We start from the raw sequence: 16,649 nt of genomic DNA on the forward strand, positions 1-16,649 counted from the left end.
CTTTGTGGGAGAGTTATTATGACAGGTATTTTGACGCGCGCCTGCGCCACGTCAGTGGCCGCGCTGATCACGATGAGCACATGCGGTTTTGCCCAGGTCCAGGACTTGCTGCCGGACAAGGACGATGTGTCCCAGAAATTCGTGGCCGATCATTTTTCCCCCTATGCAGGGCGGACGTTTCCGACGCAGCTTCTGTGGGGCGACACCCATCTGCACACCGAGGTGTCTGTGGACGCGGGCACCATGACCACCGTCAGTCAGGAGGACGCGTTCCGCTTTGCCCGCGGTGAAGAGATCACCACTACCCATGGTCTGCGCGCCAAACTGGGGCGCCCGTTGGATTGGCTGGTCGTCGCAGATCATGCCGAGATGTATGGGTTGATGCCGCAGCTTCTGGCGGGGGACCCCGCTGTTCTGTCGACGAAACAAGGTAAGCTTTGGTACGACGAACTGACCACCGGCGACCATGACAGGATCTTTGCGGCAGCGATGGAGATCGTCGCCTCGCTGTCAGGAGACACGCCGCCCATCGACAACCCAAAGGCCACCAAGAAAGCCTGGCAAAGCTATACGGCGCTTGCGGATCGCTACAACGACCCGGGACGGTTCACTGCACTGATCGGGTATGAGTGGACGTCTGAGGGTGGTGACAACATCCACCGCAACGTGATTTTCCGCGACGATGCGCCCATGGCCAATACAGTGGTGCCGTTTTCGCAATTTGACAGCAAGAACCCCGAGGACCTGTGGAGGCATCTGTCCGACTATGAAGACCGCACCGGGGGCGACGTGCTTGCCATCCCGCACAATGGTAACCTGTCGAACGGGCGGCTGTTTTCGGTGTCGAACTTCGACGAAACACCGCTAACCGAGGAAAATGCGCGCTTGCGCGCCCGGTTCGAACCGGTGATCGAGACCACGCAGATCAAGGGCGACAGCGAGGCCCACCCGTTCCTGAGCCCTGACGACGAGTTTGCCGATTTCGACACATGGGATGCGTCGAACCTGAACGGGACCGAGGCCAAGACTGAAGACATGCTGCAATACGAATATTCGCGCGAAGCTTATAAGACCGGGCTGTTGCTGGAAGAGCAATTGGGCATCAACCCCTACAAGGTGGGTCAGATCGGCTCGACCGATGCGCATACCGGCATGGCGGCAGTGGAAGAGGACAACTTCTTTGGCAAGCATTCCGGAGTCGAGCCCGAGCCCAACCGCTGGGAGCATCTGGTCATCGAGGCACCGGATCCTGAATTTTCGATTTATGGCTGGAAGCAGGCCTCGGGCGGGTATGCCGCTGTCTGGGCCACGGAAAACACCCGCGCCGCCATATTTGACGCGCTGGAACGGCGCGAGGTGTATGGCACCACCGGGTCGCGGATCATGGTGCGGTTCTTTGGCGGCTGGGATTTCGCCGCAGCGGACGCAATGTCCCGCCTGCCCGCCGATCTGGGATACGCCAAGGGCGTGCCGATGGGCGCCGACCTGCCCGTGCGCAAAGGGGAAGGCGCGCCGAATTTCCTGATCGCCGCGCTCAAGGACCCATTCAGCGGCAACCTGGACCGGGTGCAGGTGATCAAAGGCTGGCTGAACGCGGACGGCACGCGCGGCGAGAAGATCTATGACGTGGCCTGGAGCGGCGAACGTGCGCCGGGTGCGGATGGCAAGCTGCCGCCCGTAGGTAATACGGTCGATGTGGCCAATGCCACCTGGACCAATACCATTGGGGCACCCGAGTTGATCACCTATTGGCAGGATCCAGAGTTCGACCCTGCCCTGCGCGCGTTCTACTATGTACGTGTGATCGAGATCCCCACGCCGCGCTGGACGGCGTATGAGGCGAAACGGTTCGGTGTCACGATGGACGACACCGTGCCCATGACTACCACGGAACGGGCCTATACCTCTCCGATCTGGTACACACCGGAAGGGTGAGGCATCAGCGAGAATAGCCCATAGGGGGTGTCTCCCGCCCGTCGTCAATGTTTCTGGCGAAACATTTCCTCTCGTTGGGCCGAGCGCCGCGCTGCGCGCGGCGCGCCACGGCAGAACGCAAACCGTGTGTGTCGAGGCATCGAATTGTGCCAAGCGATCCGAAGCCTGCGACGTTTTCTGGCTTGTCGTGCTGGATTTCGCATGGGTTTCGGTGCATTTAGGCGCCGAACCCGCAACAGACTTTTTTGAGAGGCGCCATGAAACTTTTTGTCGGATTGGGTAATCCGGGCGGCAAATACGCCGGTAACCGACACAACATCGGATTTATGGCGCTGGACGAGATTGCGCGCGATCATGGGTTCGGGCCGTGGAAGGGCAAGTTTCAGGGACAGATCGCTGAGGGTCGGCTGGGCCGTGTGAAGGTGCTCTTGCTGAAGCCGGAGACTTTCATGAACCGGTCCGGCCAATCGGTGGGTGAAGCGATGCGGTTCTACAAGCTCGACAGTACCGATGTGACGGTTCTCCACGACGAGCTGGACCTGGTTCCCGGCAAGGTACGGGTCAAGGCGGGCGGCGGTCATGCGGGACACAATGGGTTGCGGTCGATTCATGATCACATCGGGTCTGCCTACGACCGGGTGCGCCTGGGAATCGGTCATCCGGGCCGCAAGGAGATGGTCTCCGGTTATGTTCTGCACGACTTTGCCAAGGCGGACGAGGACTGGCTGGAAAATGTACTGCGTGGTGTGTCGGACGGGGCCGTTCATCTGGCGCAGGGTGACGGTGGCAAATTCATGAACGCGGTGGCCCTGCGGACTGCGCCGCCACGCTCGTCAAAATCGCCCTCTGCCAAACCCGAGGCAGCGGCAAAACCCAGTGTAGCTGAAGCACAGCCCGCCAAGGACAGTCGTTCCCCCATGCAGAAGCTGTTGGATCGCTTCAGTTGACCTGATGGGCTGGGCGCCTGACGCGTCCTCGGTTGACCAACTCCAAACGATCGCCGCAGGCATCACAGTCGCAGGCCTAGCCTGCGACTGCCCGGCCCAACGGGAGGAGGTGTCCCGCAAGGGGCATTGACGACGGGCGGGAGTGCCTCCGAGTTCATTGCACCTTTGGACCCTCGCTTCCCCCACGTTTCCGTTGCGCTTGATTGTTGCCGCCCTCAGGATGCCGACAACACGGGGAGATTTCAAAACATGCGCACTTTTGGGAAATGGCTGGGTCGGGTTCTGCTGGCACTTATCCTTGCGGCAGTTGTCGTAGGCGTCTGGAAACGAGAAGAGATCATGCGCCTGCTGGCCGTGAACTCTTTGTTTTCAGAAGAAAAGATCGTGCAAAACTTCTCGAACATGGACGCAGCCTTCCTGACCACCACCTTGCCGCGCGGAGATGGCCCAACGTCCGAATTGACCTACGGAGCGGAATACGACCTGCCCGCTGGAGCGGATCAGTGGATCGAAGAGCGGGCAGTGACCTCTTTGCTGGTCATGCAGAACGGCCAAATCCGCTTTGAACAGTATTTCCTGGGCACGGGTGCCGATGACCTCCGCATCTCGTGGTCCATCGCCAAAAGCTATCTCTCGGCGCTCTTTGGGGTGCTGGTTGCCGAGGGCGAGATCGCCTCGCTGGACGACAAGGTCACCAAATATGCACCCAAGCTGCAGGGCAGCGCTTATGAGCATGCCACCATCCGCAATGTGCTGAACATGGCCAGCGGGGTGGTGTTTGACGAGGATTATCTGGATCCCAATTCCGACATCAACCGAATGGGCCGCGTCGTTGCGTTGGGGGGCGAGCTTGACGATTTTGCCGCCTCACTCAAGGACAGTTTCACTGCCCCGGGCGACACCTGGCAGTATGTCTCGATTGACACGCATGTGATCGGCATGGTGATCCGGGGGGCCACGGGGCGTTCAATTTCCGACCTCTTGAGCGAAAAGATCCTGGCGCCGCTGGGGTTAGAGCGGGATGGCTATTATGTCACCGACGGAGCGGGCGTGGCTTTTGTGCTGGGCGGGTTGAATTTCACCACACGGGATTTTGCGCGCTTTGGACAGATGATCCTGCAGGACGGTGAATATGGCGGTCAGCAGGTTGTGCCAGCCGATTGGATCGCGGATTCCACCGTTGCCTCGGCCCCGACTGCGCCGGGCAAAATCGGCTATGGGTACCAATGGTGGATTCCCAAAGGCGCGCATGAGGGCGAGTTCATGGGGCGTGGCGTTTATGGCCAGTACCTGTATTTCGACCAGTCTCGGGGCGTTTTGATCACCACCACGGGCGCAGATCGCAAGTTTCGCGAAGACGGCGTCAGTGATCAGAACATAGAAATGTTCCGCAAGATCGCGCAGAGCCTGTAAGCTGCTCTTATGGAACGCGATGAGAGTGTGAATGTATTGGGTGGCGCACTGCTGGCCTGCTCGACGGATCCGGTGACCGGGTTCTTTCGGGACGGGCATTGCAACACATGCGCCGCCGATCAGGGCAGCCATACGGTTTGCGCCGTGATGACGGCCGAGTTTCTGGCCTATTCCAAATACGTCGGCAACGACCTGAGCACACCTCGGCCCGAATTCAACTTTGCAGGCCTCAAACCCGGCGACAGCTGGTGCCTGTGCGCCGCGCGTTTCATGCAGGCCCACGACGAGGGCTGCGCGCCCAAGGTATCGCTCGAGGCCACGCATCAGCGCGCGCTGGAGATTGTGCCGTTGAGTGTGTTGCAAGAGTGTGCGGGATAACGTGGGGTACTTTGGTTCGAATGTTTCAAGTAGAAAGACTCTGCTTCTAAAGACTTCTGAGCGCAGATAGCGACCTTTGCAAGGCCTGACCAACTTCGCCAGAACCGCCATTCTGGCGGTCTCGTGAGTTGATCGCTTTGAACCCAAAGCCGCCCATGTTGCAATGCGAATGAAGAGCCGCGTCAAATCCGGGTGCAAACATCAAGGTTGCGAGGAGCGGTACGTTTTGACCACGCCACATGCGGATGTCACGCAGCGCCCGCCGCTCTACCGCTACCTGGGAAACCAGTACTTTTCTCGGCCTTTTTTGTTTGCAAGTTCAGGCGATGGTCAACGCCCTGAATTGCTTTTCGCGATGTTGCAAAGTAGATCAACATGCCGATCCAACCAATCTGCGTCCAGCACGTCGTGGCGTATGAGTTTGCGGAAATAGGGTGCAGCGATAGCCAGCTCTATCAGCTGTTCAACCGGAACTTCGTCGTTGATCTCACCGCGGTCAATTGCAGCTAAAAAGACAGTTTCAACACTTGCGAACCTGTCTTTCATGAATTCCGTGATCACCAGTCGTGCTTCTTCATCGGTGGACGCAGCTGCGACCACCTGAGGCGCGATTTGGCCCCATGGCGTGTCATTCAACGCGCCCATCAGAACACCAAGCAACCAGCGCAAGTCAGAGCGAAGCGGGCCATCCGTTTTGGGAGGAATGTTCGGTGGGGTCGCGATGCGCCTGAACGCGGCGTCTCGCAAACTTCGGGCATCGGGCCAGTGCCTGTAGAGCGTGCTGCGCGAAATGCCTGTCGCTTTTGAAACTGCGTTGTGCGTCACGTGCAACACGCCTTCATCCACCAAGATTTTTTGCGCCGCATCAAGTGCAGTCTGCCGTGTAGCGATCAGTCTTGGATCTTCCTTCAAGCGCCCCTCCTATAGAACACATTGTTGCACTACAGAACATTCTGTTCTATAAGTACGAACGGGCACAAGAGCTAATGCCCAAACCATTCTACCAACACATCTTATCTGAATTGGGAGGGTATCAATGTTTAGAACAGCGGCAACCGGACTGGCGGTTTTTTTGTCGATGGGCGCCTCTGCGGCATTGGCTGACAGTGGCACCTACGAACTGGACCCTGGACATAGCCAGGTGATGTTTAGCTATAATCACATCGGGTTTTCAGAGACATTTGGTATGTTCTCGGGCTTTAACGGAGAGGTTGAGTTCAACGAAGATGACCCCTCGGCGTCGTCAGTCACAGTTTCAATGCCGGTCAAATCCATGATCACGGGCTGGGACGCTCGCATGCAACATTTTATGTCCGACGACTTTTTTGGCGCGAACGACGGTGATGTGGTCACATTTGCCTCAACAAGCATCGAAGTGACCGGGACCAATACTGCAAAAATTTCCGGCGACCTGACCATGAATGACATCACCAAGCCTGTCATTTTGGAAACGACACTCAACAAATCAGCACCATACCCGTTTGGCCCCAAGGAGGGCACGCCCACTTTGGGGCTTTCAGCCAAGGCGACCATCGTGCGCTCAGACTTCGGGCTTGGGGCCTTTGCACCCGCCGTGAGCGACGAAATCAAGCTGTTGATCAATATCGAAGCTTTGAAGGTTGATTGACGCATTGCGAGGGCGGCGGCGCAGCGCCGTGCGCCCTTTCCCAATTTCTGACAGGCTGCCAACGAAATGAATTCTTCCTTTAAAACATTGGCGATCGCTGCGGTGGCAGCACTGATGTGCACTTTGGCTTTTGCCCAAGAGCACAGCTTGCCGGAACGCAAATCTCCTCGTCCCGAAACAACAACCGGAGTGCCCCATATCCAGATAGGCGTAGAAATTGACGCTCATTTGGCCGACTTGTTGCTGGAGCGTGTTGCACAATTCCCTGGGGTCAAGCTTGGCCCGACGCGCGTATCACTGCCTGGCGCGATTGGCTTTCAGCTTGACCGTGACATGGCGTTGTCTCAACCGGGATCAGTTGTCGGTGGCTTTGAGTTTGCGCATATGCATCCCGATGGCAGCCTGCATGCTTCGCTGGACCCTACTTTGGCGCAAAAGGCGATTGAGGCCGGATGGGCCGTGGCACATCCTTGGGCCAATCAGCGTCCCGGGTGGAGTGGCTTTGTCATGATCTATACACCGACCACACCAGAAGAACTGAATGTCGTAATCAATCTGATCGAAAGTTCGTACATTTTCATAACCGGCAACACCTTGGGCTAAACGCGTGCTTCTACGAAAGCGCAGGGTGATGCCTGTTTCCTGTCAGAGGGCTGTTTCAGCCACTTTGTTTTTGCGCGGTCAATTTCTTTCGTACATTCTTGCCGTTGCAAAGCGCTCGGAGTGTGCGTGCAAACCGTTAGCAGCAATTGTAGTTCCCGCCCCGCGCAATTTAATCTGCAAAACGTTGTGGTGAATATCCGGTTCAGGCTGCAAGCTGACCTCGTCACTTGCACCTATCCGCAACTTTCGCTCTGATGCGCCTCAGCCAGCGGTCAGGGGCATAGGCCCGCCGTGCGCCAATCCTCTTGCACGTCTAGAAGAAAGCACAGCCGATGAGCTTTATTGCCATGAACCGTTTCAAGATCCGTCCGGGTTCGGAAGGAGATTTCGAAACCATCTGGAAATCGCGGGAAAGCCGCCTGAAAGAGCTCAAGGGCTTTCGCGAGTTTCGCCTGCTCAAAGGGCCGTCGAGCGACGAGCACACGCTCTTTTCCAGCCATGTGATCTGGGACAGCCGCGCCGATTTCGAGGCCTGGACCAAATCCCAGCAGTTCCGCGATGCGCATAAGAACGCAGGCAAGCGCGAAGGCGAAAGCCCTATCCTGGGGCACCCGCAGTTCGAAGGGTTCGAAACGGTTCTACACGAGGCGTGAGCGTCCGCCGGGATGCCGGTTCTGGCGGACCCAAAACAAAAAGCCCCGGCAGATCATTGTCTGCCGGGGCTTGTTTCATCCAGTCAATCTGGCTTGCGCTTAGTCGGCAGTACGACCTTCGGTGTCGGACATGTCGAACCCAAGGTAATTGGCGACCGTCTGCACATCCTTGTCGCCGCGGCCACACATGTTCATGCAGATCAGGTGATCGGCGGGCAGCTCGGGCGCGATTTTCATGACGTGGGCCAACGCGTGCGAGGGTTCGAGCGCAGGAATGATGCCTTCAGTCGAGCAGCAAAGCTGGAACGCCTCTAACGCCTCCATATCCGTGATCGAGACATATTGCGCGCGGCCGATGTCATTGAGCCAAGCGTGTTCAGGGCCGATGCCGGGATAGTCGAGGCCTGCCGAGATCGAATACCCTTCTAGGATCTGACCGTCGTCGTCCTGCAGCAGGTAGGTGCGGTTGCCATGCAGCACGCCGGGGCGGCCGCCGGTGAGCGAGGCGCAATGCTCCATCTTTTCGTTGACGCCCTTACCGCCTGCTTCGACCCCGATGATGTTGACGTCTTTGTCGTCCAGGAAGGGGTAGAACAGGCCCATGGCGTTTGAACCACCGCCGATGGCAGCAATCAGCGTGTCGGGCAGACGGCCTTCGGCCTTGTGCATCTGCTCCTTGGCCTCTTTGCCGATGATCGACTGGAAGTCACGGACCATCGCCGGATAGGGATGGGGCCCAGCCACAGTGCCGATGCAATAGAAAGTGTCGCGCACGTTGGTGACCCAATCGCGCAGGGCGTCGTTCATCGCGTCCTTGAGCGTGCCACGGCCTGAGGTGACCGGGATCACTTCGGCGCCCAGCAGGCGCATGCGGAAGACGTTGGGGGCCTGACGTTGTACATCGTGCGCGCCCATGTAGACCACGCATTTCAGGCCGAACTTGGCGCAGACAGTGGCGGTGGCAACGCCGTGCTGCCCCGCCCCGGTTTCGGCGATGATGCGGGTCTTGCCCATGCGGCGTGCCAGGATGATCTGACCCAGCACGTTGTTGATCTTATGCGCGCCGGTGTGGTTCAGCTCATCCCGCTTGAGATAGATTTTTGCCCCGCCCAGATGTTCGGTCAGGCGTTCAGCGTAATACAGTGGGGACGGGCGGCCCACGTAGTTGGCCCAAAGATCGTCCATCTCGGCCCAGAAGGTCGGGTCGTCCTTGGCCTTTTCGTATTCCTCTTCCAGCGACAGGATCAGCGGCATCAGGGTTTCACTGACGAACCGTCCACCAAAGATACCGAAGCGCCCGCTTTCGTCGGGGCCGGACATGAAGGAGTTGAAAAGGTCGTTGGCCATGAGAGTCTCCGTCGTCGTACCAGATGTTCATAGGAGGTGCGGACCGGATTTGCCATGCAAAAAAGGCATCAGGCTGCGGATTGCCCTTGCTGTCGCCACAGCTGCCACGCGACATCGGGATTCGGAATCTCGGTGCAGGGGAAGTGGTGGAAGTAGAGCACATGTGCGAGACGTGGCGTGACCTTGAGCAGACGCGCGTGGGGACCGCTGTGCGCATAGGCAATCATCTCCTCTGGACTGTCCCATACACTGAGTGAAAAATAGATGTCACCCCTGGGGAAAACGATTGCGTGGCTGCATCCGGGGCTGTCCTTGGCCTGCTGCAGAGACCGCCGTGCACGCCAGAAGAACTCGGGGGCTGTAAGCCAGCTTTTCAACCTAACTCCGCCAATTGCCGCCATCATCACCCTGCCCTCCTGTCATAATAAGTACGATGCGGCGAGTGTGGCGGATCACATGTAGCGACCTGTTTCGAAATAGAAAAACACCCAAGCGGTTCGCTTGGGTGTTTGGCGGTTCATCGGGCGAAAACTTAGGGTAGCAGAACTTTGTCGATCACGTGGATCACACCGTTGGATGCCTCGATGTCGGCGGCAACAACCTTGGCCCCATCAACCTTGACGCCATTGCGTGCATTCACATCCAAGCGGTCCCCCTGAACTGTAAGAACCTTGGCCTTCTTGCCTGCAATGTCACCTGCCATCACCTTGGCCGGGACAACATGATAGGTCAGAATGGCAACCAGCTGGTCCTTGTTTTCGGGCAACAGCAGGCTTTCAACCGTGCCTTCGGGCAAGGCCGCAAATGCCTCGTCCGTGGGCGCGAAAACGGTGAACGGGCCGTGCCCTTTCAGTGTCGGAACCAGCCCTGCGGCCTGCACAGCGGCGACCAGCGTGCCAAAGGTGCCTGCACCCACGGCAGTGTCCACGATATCCTGACCGGCAGCAGTTGCGGGGCTCATCACCGAGGCCGCGATCGCGGCGCCTGCGGTCATGCTCAAAAACATACGACGAAACATTCCATGTCCTCCATGTTGGAATAACAGGAATACGCGAACACCCAGATATTGGATCACTTGATCGCGCACGGCCACCTTACTGCGACGTGCGAAGCCAATGATTTATCTTTTTGAATCAGATCTTTGCCGATTTTACAAAGCTGGCAATACGTTCTGCATCCTTGACGCCCGGAGCGCTCTCGACGCCCGAAGAAACGTCCACCTGACGAGCACCCGTCATACGGATCGCCTCGGCCACGTTGTCAGGGGTTAAACCGCCAGCCAGCATCCAGGGCTTCTGCCAGTATTTGCGACCCGCCAGCAGGCGCCAGTCGAACGCCAGCCCGTTGCCACCAGGAAGATCAGCGTTCTTGGGCGGTTTGGCGTCGATCAAGAGCTGGTCGGCCACGTCCGAATACAGGTCAATCTGCGGCAGGTCCTCAGCATCGGCGATGCCAATTGCCTTCATCACCGGCAGGCCATAGCGCGCCTTGACTTCAGCCACGCGCTCGGGGCTTTCCTTACCGTGGAGCTGCAACATATCGAGCGGCGCAGCAGCGGTGATCTGATCCAGTTCGTCGTCAGTGGCATTCACCGTCAGAGCAACTTTGGCTACTCCAATCGGCACTTCGGCTGCAAGGGCCGCAGCCTGTTCTACCGTCAGGCATCGAGGCGATTTCGGGAAGAATACAAAGCCCACATAGCGCGCACCAGCCTGGGCCGCGGTCGCCACATCGGTGGGGGTCTTCACCCCACAAATCTTTACACTGACAGTCTGAGACATGGGGCTAAATCAGCTGGCCTCATCGAGGATGGCCAGCACCTCGTCCTTGCCTTCGTTGCTCTTGTCCTTGAGCTTGGTCACTTCGCGCTCCAGCTTGCGAACTTCGCGCTTTTTGACTGTCGCATCTTTACGATGCTTGTGCTCTCGCAACCATTCCCACACGAAGCCAATGATGATCCCAGCGGCAATCCCGCCCAGAACCACCACAAACAGCGGCAGCGAAATGGCGAAGTTGAACCCCAGAACACCCGCCAGATCATCGGGTACCAGTTTAAGGGTCACAAATTCCCGGTTTGCCAGCGACACGGACACCAGAAGAATGCCCAAGGTCCCCAGAAACGCGTAGCGAATGTAGCGCATGTTGTTACTTTCCGTTCAATCGATCCCGAAGCAGCTTGCCGGTTTTGAAGAACGGCACGTGCTTTTCTTCGACATGCACTGTTTCGCCGGTTCTTGGATTGCGACCAATCCGCGCGTCGCGCTGTTTCACCGAAAATGCACCGAACCCACGCAACTCGACGCGGTCACCCCGGGCCATCGCCCCCGTCACCTCTTCGAACACGGTATTTACGATCCGTTCCACATCCCGTTGATATAGATGCGGGTTCTCATCGGCGATTTTCTGGATCAGTTCCGAACGGATCATGGTCAGTTCCCCTCCCAAGGCAACATGTTGGCGCAAAGCTATTTTTGTGATCGTACAGGAAAACTAGAGCCATGGGGAACGTTAAGTCAAAGAGTTGACGGGAAAAATCGGGATTGACGCCCTGATTTTCGCCCGGGTTTCACGAGTTTTTCAACTGACAGACGTGCTGCATCGCCGCAAAAGGCCCCGTACTGCGGTATTCAGGTCAGATGATTCGGGGCTGTTGTGTCACGACGTTGGATGCTCAACCTTGCCAATGTGTAGTCGGCAAGAATTCCGTTCAACGGTTCGTTTCGTGGCATTCGGTGCCTTTGATCTCTGGCAGCCAAGGCGCGCGCCGTATGGTCCAGAGCTCATAAGCGGGTGCAAACTGATGGGGATCGTTCAGAGCCCCCAGATGCAGCTCGATCTCGCCTTCCGAACGAGAAAACACCGATGAGCCGCAGCGCGGGCAGAAATGTCGTCCCTGATAGTGTTGCGTCTGCCCCGTCACCGTGACCTCCCCCTCGGGATAGATCGCCGAGGCATGAAACAGCGCCCCGTGATGCTTGCGACAGTCCCTGCAGTGACAGAGCCCGACCCGGAGAGGCGGGCCCTGAGCAAAAAACCTCACCGCATCGCACAGGCATCCGCCGGTCACTTTGGTCATGTGCATTCTCCCTCTACTCGCCCCTATCAATAGCATGTCGATGGAACTCTGATAAAATGCCCGAGGCTCGTTCCTTTTTGCCACGGCCGCGTCACACGGTGGCGCGCCGTGCGCAGCGCGGCGCCTGGCCCAACGGGAGGAAGATTTTCGTCAGAAAATTGACAACGGGCGGGAGCGCTCCGAGTTTAAAGGCAAACTCTGACGGAAAATCAGCTGTGGCGGTTTCGGAGCGTGCCTCTGCGATAGCTCTCCTTTCAGACAAGAGAGCACAGGAACGATTTCGTTCCGTTGGCCCACAGTTCCCAATTCATAAAACTCGGTCATCGGTTCGGCCTCTTAATTGATTTGTTCATGGTCGGGTCTGCGGACTTAGCCGCCGTTTGCTCAGATTGTCCTAATGTCTGCTCTCTCCAAATCGCACGGCATGAGGTTGCGTTTCCGTGGCTTGAACTACCGTCACGATTTCAGCCATTGCTGATACTGGAATGGACGATGTGTTCCGCAACAACCGTACCAAACCAATTGACCCCTGCAATCAAGCTAGGCTCTCCTCAAGGATGCTCGGTTGGTGAAAAGGGGCTTGTAGCTGGTCGAGGAGCAAGCCCCGCCTCCTCTGAAATGATGCCTGACGCGTGCTCTACCTAGATGAGACTGCTATGAGGTTGCGTCTTCATTGACCACATCAGCGAAAGATTTGAAGAATTTGGCCGCAAGTTTCTTGGCAGTGCTTTGGATCAGTCGACTGCCCAGTTGGGCCAGCTTTCCGCCGATATCGGCCTTCGCCTGGTAACGCAGGATCGTCGTGTTGGGCCCATCGGCTGTTAGCGTGACATCTGCGCCGCCCTTTGCGTGCCCGGCGGGTCCGCCATTGCCCTGCCCGGTCAGCGAAAAGGCATCCGGCGCGCCTGCGGTGTCGAGTTGGACGTCACCGCTGAACCGTGCCTTCACCGGCCCGACCTTGAGGACAACCTTTGCCTCCAGTTCAGTGTCCGAGTGCTTGATCAACTCTTCACAGCCGGGAATGCACAGCTTGAGAACCTCGGGGTCGTTCAGCGCTGAGTAGACTTGCTCTTTTGATGCGTTGATGACGATTTCGTCTGCCAGTTCCATGGGATGTCCTTTTAGCAACAGGGAAACTTGATGGTGGCCATATGGTCGGCCTGTTCGGGCGTAAGCGCGAGCTTGTGGCGCAGATGGGCTGCGACGTATCGAATGATCTTCACGTGATGTCCTCCAGCAAGTCTGCCCTGAGAGCGGCGTACGCCTCGGGTGTGTCCACGTCCGTGTAAAACCCGGGAGAGGCCATTGGGTGAAACTGGACATGTTCAGGATGGGTTCGGGTGAACTCTTTGCACCCCGGAGACCTCGGGTCCGCCAGGAGCCGTGCGCGCAAGGCTGCGGGAACCACGATCGGGTTGCCGCGGCGTTGATCCACCGCCGGAATGGAGATGCGCGCGCTGTCAGCCGCCGCATGCGCCGCCAGCAATGACTGAATATCGCCAGCGGTCAGAAGCGGCTGATCCCCCAAACCGATCAGCACAGGGGTTGCCTCATCCACCTCTTGCAGCCCGCAGGCCACCGACGTGGGCTGACCCTGCTCAAAATTAGCGTTGAAAACGGTTTCGGCACCGCTGCCCGAAAGGGCGTTGCCGATCTGTTCGGCCTGATGCCCGGTCACCACCAACACATGTCCGCACGTCGCCGTACGATAGACATTGACCATGTGCCGGATCATCGGGACCCCGGCAACAGGCAAAAGCAGCTTGTTGCGCGCACCCATCCGGCGTGACAGTCCGGCCGCCAGTATGATTGTCGTCACTTCAGCCATCGGTCGGCCTCATTGCAGCACGCCGGTCCTGGACCAGTTGCGCCAGGATCGACAATGCGATTTCTTCGGGCGTCACCGCGCCCAAATCCAAACCTGCCGGAGCTTTCACGCGGTCAATGGCGGATTGTTCAATGCCAGCCGCGGCTAGCTTTTGGGCTAGAAACGCGTATTTCTTGCTGCTTCCGACGAAGGCCACATACGTCGCTTGTGCGTTCAACGCTGCCTTTAGCGCGTCAAGGTCACCTTGTCCCTGGGTCGCGATCACGACGAAGGACCGCTGATGCGGTTGGCCGCGTTCCAGGGTCGAAGACACGGACCAGTGAAACTGTGGGGCGAGATTGCTTATCACCTGCGCCACGGGCGATGCGCCCATGACCACGAGTTGCGGTGACGGCAGGCAGGGTTCGATGAAGATGTCGATCGTGCCGCGCGAGGGACACCCGTTGCCGGCAAATCGCGTGCCGTCCACCTCATCGCCAGCGGCCACGCCTTTTTCGGCCAGAAGGTCTTCTGGTGCGACGGATACAAGCTGTGGCGTCCCATCCTGCAGGGCCTGCAGCGCGGCGCGTTTGACGGCGCCACGGGTGCAGCCGCCGCCAAGCCAGCCTTGGAGGATCGTCCCATCCGCGCTGAGTAGCGCCTTCGCCCCCGGCTTGGCCGCGGTGGACCCGGCCGTGCGCACGATTGTGGCGAAGGCAAAAGGTTCGTCCTTGTCCCGCAGTTCCTGCGCAGCCTGGGCTAGGTCTGTCGAAAGGATTTCAGCCGGGGTCATAGGCGTGCCAACTCCTGTTCCAGCGCGGCCAGATCCCCCAGCGTGTTGGCCGCCTTGAAAGCGTCGAGGTAAGGCAGGGCCGCCGCCATCCCTTCGGCCACCGGTGCGTAATCAGCCCAGCCTTTCAAGGGATTAAGCCAGACCACCTTGCAACCGCGTTTGCGCAGTTTCTCCAGGGCGGCGGCAATGATATCTGGTGCTTCGGTGTCGTACCCGTCGGACAAGATCAGCACGACGCTGCGTCCATCGACGAAGCGTTTGGCATAGGTGTCGGCAAAGCGCATCAGCGACGGACCGATTTTGGACCCCCCGCCGTACCCATCGGCCATCAATGACATCCGTCCAATCGCGCGCATCGCGTCCTTGTCACGCAGAGCTTCGGTGATCCGCACAAGGCGAGTGTGAAAGAGATAGGCGTCAGCGGCCGTGTCGGCCCGCATCAGGCCGACGAGAAACGCCAGAAATATCTGCGAGTAGACGGACATGGAGCCGGAAACATCGCAAAGTGCGACGATCTTGCGCGTGCGGTCCGGGCGCCTCTTGCGCAACAGTTTCAGCGGCTCGCCGCCGGAGGCCAGACTGTGGCGAATAATCTTGCGAAAATGCAACCGGTCCCCTTTGCGCGCGGCAATTCGACGGCGGGATCGCGTGTCGCGCAGGGCGGCCCCGAGGCGGCGCGCGACGGCTTCGGCCTCTGTGATTTCTTCCGGTCGGACAAGATCGCGCAGGTCACGCCGGTTGAGATTGCGTTGTTCGGTGGCGATCAACTTGCCGGTCCCGTCGCTGTCCGCAGCTCCGCCCGTGTCGTCAGGGGCAGTAGAGGTTCCGGATGCGCCAGCGTCTTCACCCTTGGCATCCCGTGAGGAATGAACATCGTCGCTTACAGTGGATGACGGGGTAGGAACGACCTTCTGTCTCACACGACCCATGTCCATCCAGTAGCTGTCGAACAGATCGTCGAACCTCTCATACTCTTCCTTGCAGCCTGTGCAGACCGCACGTAAGGCACGGCGGCTGTCGCCCGGACGAATGGCGTCCACCTCGGCCAGGGCCGTCATGGCAAGGTCTGCTTCTGCAACGCCAAGCCGCAAGCCGTTGTCGCGCAGGTGGGCGATGAAGCCCGCGACCCGGGCGGCCGGACCAGGGTCGCGGCCTGCGAATTTTGTCACCCGGCTCATGCGGCCTTGCCCGCAATGCGCCCTGCCACCTCAGGCGTGATCTGGGCCTGATCGCTTTGGGTTTTCAGCAAGGTCGTCAGTGTCGATTGCAGGACCGCGGGGTTGTCGGTCAGATCGGCGATACCGAGGCCCATCAACGCCGAGGCGAAATCCAGCATTTCGGCGATCCCGGGGGTTTTCTCCAGCTCTTCCTGACGCAGCTTTTGAACGAAGCCGACTATCTGTTCGCCCAGCCGTGCCTCGACCTCCGGGCAGCGGGCCTTGAGGATCGCTAATTCGGTCTCGCGGTCGGGGTATTCCACGTAGGTATATAGGCAGCGACGGCGCAGGGCGTCTGAAAGGTCGCGGGTACCATTCGAGGTCAGGATCACGACAGGGCGGCTTTTCGCGGTGATCGTACCAAGCTCGGGAATCGACACCTGATAGTCAGAGAGGACTTCCAGCAGGTAGGCTTCGAACTCTTCATCCGCCCGGTCGATTTCGTCGATCAAGAGGACCGGGGGCGTGTCTTGGGTAATGGCCGCCAGCAACGGGCGCTCCAGCAGAAAGTCGCTGGAGAAGATCTCGATCTTCGACCGCCTTGCCGGTTTCGCCAGCCTCGGAGGCTGCCCGTATGGTAAGCAGCTGTCGCTGGTAGTTCCATTCGTAAATGGCCTGCGCCGCGTCCAGGCCCTCGTAGCATTGCAGCCGGATAAGGCGCGTGTCCATCACCGCAGACAGCGTGCGGGCGATCTCGGTCTTGCCGACACCTGCCGCACCTTCCAGCAACAGCGGGCGACACAGCGACAGAGCCAGTTGCAACGCAACGGCCAGATCGTCCGAGGCCACATAGCCTTCGATGGCCAGCGAGGCTTTCAAGTCAGTCCAGGTCATGCGTGTCTCCGTAGGGCGG

19 protein-coding genes and 1 pseudogene are annotated in these 16,649 nt (G+C 58.8%); 7 read left to right on the plus strand and 13 right to left on the minus strand.

The genetic code is table 11. The features are described 5' to 3' along the window. Nucleotides 1–18: 18 nt before the first annotated feature. The 4 genes from ACZ1HE_RS18455 to ACZ1HE_RS18470 all read left to right on the plus strand — a co-directional run bounded on the left by ACZ1HE_RS18455 (nt 19) and on the right by ACZ1HE_RS18470 (nt 4,673). Nucleotides 19–1,935 carry a DUF3604 domain-containing protein gene (locus ACZ1HE_RS18455; protein ID WP_472623166.1) on the plus strand — a complete coding sequence of 639 codons (1,917 nt, stop codon included), beginning with the start codon at nt 19–21 and terminating at the stop codon, nt 1,933–1,935. Between the two features lie 257 nt (nt 1,936–2,192). After that, complete coding sequence (gene pth, locus ACZ1HE_RS18460) at nt 2,193–2,882, plus strand: aminoacyl-tRNA hydrolase (protein WP_472623168.1); 690 nt, start codon at nt 2,193–2,195, stop codon at nt 2,880–2,882. Nucleotides 2,883–3,131: 249 nt separating this feature from the next. After that, complete coding sequence (locus ACZ1HE_RS18465) at nt 3,132–4,295, plus strand: serine hydrolase domain-containing protein (protein ID WP_472623170.1); 1,164 nt, start codon at nt 3,132–3,134, stop codon at nt 4,293–4,295. A gap of 9 nt (nt 4,296–4,304) precedes the next feature. After that, nucleotides 4,305–4,673: a DUF2237 family protein gene (locus ACZ1HE_RS18470; RefSeq protein ID WP_472623172.1), complete on the plus strand. Its 369-nt coding sequence runs from the start codon at nt 4,305–4,307 to the stop codon at nt 4,671–4,673. A 330-nt stretch (nt 4,674–5,003) separates the two neighbouring features. Here the strand turns inward: ACZ1HE_RS18470 and ACZ1HE_RS18475 are convergent, their stop codons facing one another. Beyond that, nucleotides 5,004–5,585, minus strand: a complete 582-nt coding sequence (locus ACZ1HE_RS18475; protein WP_472623174.1) for a TetR/AcrR family transcriptional regulator — start codon at nt 5,583–5,585, stop codon at nt 5,004–5,006. Between the two features lie 124 nt (nt 5,586–5,709). On the opposite strand from ACZ1HE_RS18475, the gene ACZ1HE_RS18480 reads away from it, so the two are divergent. From ACZ1HE_RS18480 to hmuQ, 3 genes are all read left to right on the plus strand, one after another. After that, on the plus strand, nt 5,710–6,300 hold the full coding sequence (locus ACZ1HE_RS18480) for a YceI family protein (RefSeq protein WP_472623176.1): 591 nt from the start codon (nt 5,710–5,712) through the stop codon (nt 6,298–6,300). A gap of 66 nt (nt 6,301–6,366) precedes the next feature. Then, on the plus strand, nt 6,367–6,903 hold the full coding sequence (locus ACZ1HE_RS18485) for a luciferase domain-containing protein (protein ID WP_472623178.1): 537 nt from the start codon (nt 6,367–6,369) through the stop codon (nt 6,901–6,903). A 332-nt stretch (nt 6,904–7,235) separates the two neighbouring features. Next, the gene (hmuQ, locus tag ACZ1HE_RS18490) at nt 7,236–7,556 is read left to right on the plus strand and encodes a heme-degrading protein HmuQ (protein WP_472623180.1); all 321 of its coding nucleotides are present in this window, start codon (nt 7,236–7,238) and stop codon (nt 7,554–7,556) included. Nucleotides 7,557–7,655: 99 nt separating this feature from the next. Here hmuQ and trpB read toward each other — a convergent pair whose 3' ends face one another. From trpB to ACZ1HE_RS18550, 12 genes and pseudogenes are all read right to left on the minus strand, one after another. Next, on the minus strand, nt 7,656–8,903 hold the full coding sequence (gene trpB / locus ACZ1HE_RS18495) for a tryptophan synthase subunit beta (RefSeq protein ID WP_472623182.1): 1,248 nt from the start codon (nt 8,901–8,903) through the stop codon (nt 7,656–7,658). 68 nt (nt 8,904–8,971) lie between these two features. After that, nucleotides 8,972–9,307: a hypothetical protein gene (locus ACZ1HE_RS18500; RefSeq protein ID WP_472623184.1), complete on the minus strand. Its 336-nt coding sequence runs from the start codon at nt 9,305–9,307 to the stop codon at nt 8,972–8,974. Nucleotides 9,308–9,435: 128 nt separating this feature from the next. Then, the gene (locus tag ACZ1HE_RS18505; protein ID WP_472623186.1) at nt 9,436–9,921 is read right to left on the minus strand and encodes a fasciclin domain-containing protein; all 486 of its coding nucleotides are present in this window, start codon (nt 9,919–9,921) and stop codon (nt 9,436–9,438) included. Nucleotides 9,922–10,036: 115 nt separating this feature from the next. Continuing rightward, nucleotides 10,037–10,684: a phosphoribosylanthranilate isomerase gene (locus tag ACZ1HE_RS18510; RefSeq protein ID WP_472623188.1), complete on the minus strand. Its 648-nt coding sequence runs from the start codon at nt 10,682–10,684 to the stop codon at nt 10,037–10,039. Between the two features lie 9 nt (nt 10,685–10,693). Next, the gene (locus ACZ1HE_RS18515) at nt 10,694–11,044 is read right to left on the minus strand and encodes a lipopolysaccharide assembly protein LapA domain-containing protein (protein ID WP_472623190.1); all 351 of its coding nucleotides are present in this window, start codon (nt 11,042–11,044) and stop codon (nt 10,694–10,696) included. A gap of 4 nt (nt 11,045–11,048) precedes the next feature. After that, complete coding sequence (gene ihfB, locus ACZ1HE_RS18520) at nt 11,049–11,330, minus strand: integration host factor subunit beta (RefSeq protein ID WP_164658324.1); 282 nt, start codon at nt 11,328–11,330, stop codon at nt 11,049–11,051. 280 nt (nt 11,331–11,610) lie between these two features. Continuing rightward, nucleotides 11,611–11,979 carry a GFA family protein gene (locus tag ACZ1HE_RS18525; protein WP_472623192.1) on the minus strand — a complete coding sequence of 123 codons (369 nt, stop codon included), beginning with the start codon at nt 11,977–11,979 and terminating at the stop codon, nt 11,611–11,613. A 654-nt stretch (nt 11,980–12,633) separates the two neighbouring features. Beyond that, nucleotides 12,634–13,089 carry a CoxG family protein gene (locus ACZ1HE_RS18530; protein ID WP_472623194.1) on the minus strand — a complete coding sequence of 152 codons (456 nt, stop codon included), beginning with the start codon at nt 13,087–13,089 and terminating at the stop codon, nt 12,634–12,636. Between the two features lie 109 nt (nt 13,090–13,198). Then, nucleotides 13,199–13,807: a nucleotidyltransferase family protein gene (locus ACZ1HE_RS18535; protein ID WP_472623196.1), complete on the minus strand. Its 609-nt coding sequence runs from the start codon at nt 13,805–13,807 to the stop codon at nt 13,199–13,201. After that, complete coding sequence (locus ACZ1HE_RS18540) at nt 13,800–14,579, minus strand: XdhC family protein (protein ID WP_472623198.1); 780 nt, start codon at nt 14,577–14,579, stop codon at nt 13,800–13,802. The genes ACZ1HE_RS18535 and ACZ1HE_RS18540 overlap by 8 nt, the downstream gene beginning before the upstream one ends. Then, a complete protein-coding gene (locus ACZ1HE_RS18545; RefSeq protein WP_472623200.1) occupies nt 14,576–15,757 on the minus strand; it encodes a vWA domain-containing protein in 1,182 nt (393 codons plus the stop codon). Before ACZ1HE_RS18545 ends, ACZ1HE_RS18540 begins: the two co-directional genes overlap by 4 nt. Then, nucleotides 15,754–16,630: pseudogene (locus tag ACZ1HE_RS18550) on the minus strand (AAA family ATPase). The gene ACZ1HE_RS18545 and the pseudogene ACZ1HE_RS18550 overlap by 4 nt, the downstream one beginning before the upstream one ends. Nucleotides 16,631–16,649 lie beyond the last annotated feature (19 nt).

This window comes from Falsiruegeria sp. JB4-1, assembly GCF_055693495.1.

Excerpts from the sequence above, each read along its gene's own strand:
- ACZ1HE_RS18455 (WP_472623166.1), top strand. The coding sequence starts at position 19 with ATGACAGGTATTTTGACGCGCGCCTGCGCCACGTCAGTGGCCGCGCTG.
- pth (WP_472623168.1), top strand. The coding sequence starts at position 2,193 with ATGAAACTTTTTGTCGGATTGGGTAATCCGGGCGGCAAATACGCCGGT.
- ACZ1HE_RS18465 (WP_472623170.1), top strand. The coding sequence starts at position 3,132 with ATGCGCACTTTTGGGAAATGGCTGGGTCGGGTTCTGCTGGCACTTATC.
- ACZ1HE_RS18470 (WP_472623172.1), top strand. The coding sequence starts at position 4,305 with ATGGAACGCGATGAGAGTGTGAATGTATTGGGTGGCGCACTGCTGGCC.
- ACZ1HE_RS18480 (WP_472623176.1), top strand. The coding sequence starts at position 5,710 with ATGTTTAGAACAGCGGCAACCGGACTGGCGGTTTTTTTGTCGATGGGC.
- ACZ1HE_RS18485 (WP_472623178.1), top strand. The coding sequence starts at position 6,367 with ATGAATTCTTCCTTTAAAACATTGGCGATCGCTGCGGTGGCAGCACTG.
- hmuQ (WP_472623180.1), top strand. The coding sequence starts at position 7,236 with ATGAGCTTTATTGCCATGAACCGTTTCAAGATCCGTCCGGGTTCGGAA.
- trpB (WP_472623182.1), bottom strand. The coding sequence starts at position 8,903 with ATGGCCAACGACCTTTTCAACTCCTTCATGTCCGGCCCCGACGAAAGC.
- ACZ1HE_RS18500 (WP_472623184.1), bottom strand. The coding sequence starts at position 9,307 with ATGATGGCGGCAATTGGCGGAGTTAGGTTGAAAAGCTGGCTTACAGCC.
- ACZ1HE_RS18505 (WP_472623186.1), bottom strand. The coding sequence starts at position 9,921 with ATGTTTCGTCGTATGTTTTTGAGCATGACCGCAGGCGCCGCGATCGCG.
- ACZ1HE_RS18510 (WP_472623188.1), bottom strand. The coding sequence starts at position 10,684 with ATGTCTCAGACTGTCAGTGTAAAGATTTGTGGGGTGAAGACCCCCACC.
- ACZ1HE_RS18515 (WP_472623190.1), bottom strand. The coding sequence starts at position 11,044 with ATGCGCTACATTCGCTACGCGTTTCTGGGGACCTTGGGCATTCTTCTG.
- ihfB (WP_164658324.1), bottom strand. The coding sequence starts at position 11,330 with ATGATCCGTTCGGAACTGATCCAGAAAATCGCCGATGAGAACCCGCAT.
- ACZ1HE_RS18525 (WP_472623192.1), bottom strand. The coding sequence starts at position 11,979 with ATGACCAAAGTGACCGGCGGATGCCTGTGCGATGCGGTGAGGTTTTTT.
- ACZ1HE_RS18530 (WP_472623194.1), bottom strand. The coding sequence starts at position 13,089 with ATGGAACTGGCAGACGAAATCGTCATCAACGCATCAAAAGAGCAAGTC.
- ACZ1HE_RS18535 (WP_472623196.1), bottom strand. The coding sequence starts at position 13,807 with ATGGCTGAAGTGACGACAATCATACTGGCGGCCGGACTGTCACGCCGG.
- ACZ1HE_RS18540 (WP_472623198.1), bottom strand. The coding sequence starts at position 14,579 with ATGACCCCGGCTGAAATCCTTTCGACAGACCTAGCCCAGGCTGCGCAG.
- ACZ1HE_RS18545 (WP_472623200.1), bottom strand. The coding sequence starts at position 15,757 with ATGAGCCGGGTGACAAAATTCGCAGGCCGCGACCCTGGTCCGGCCGCC.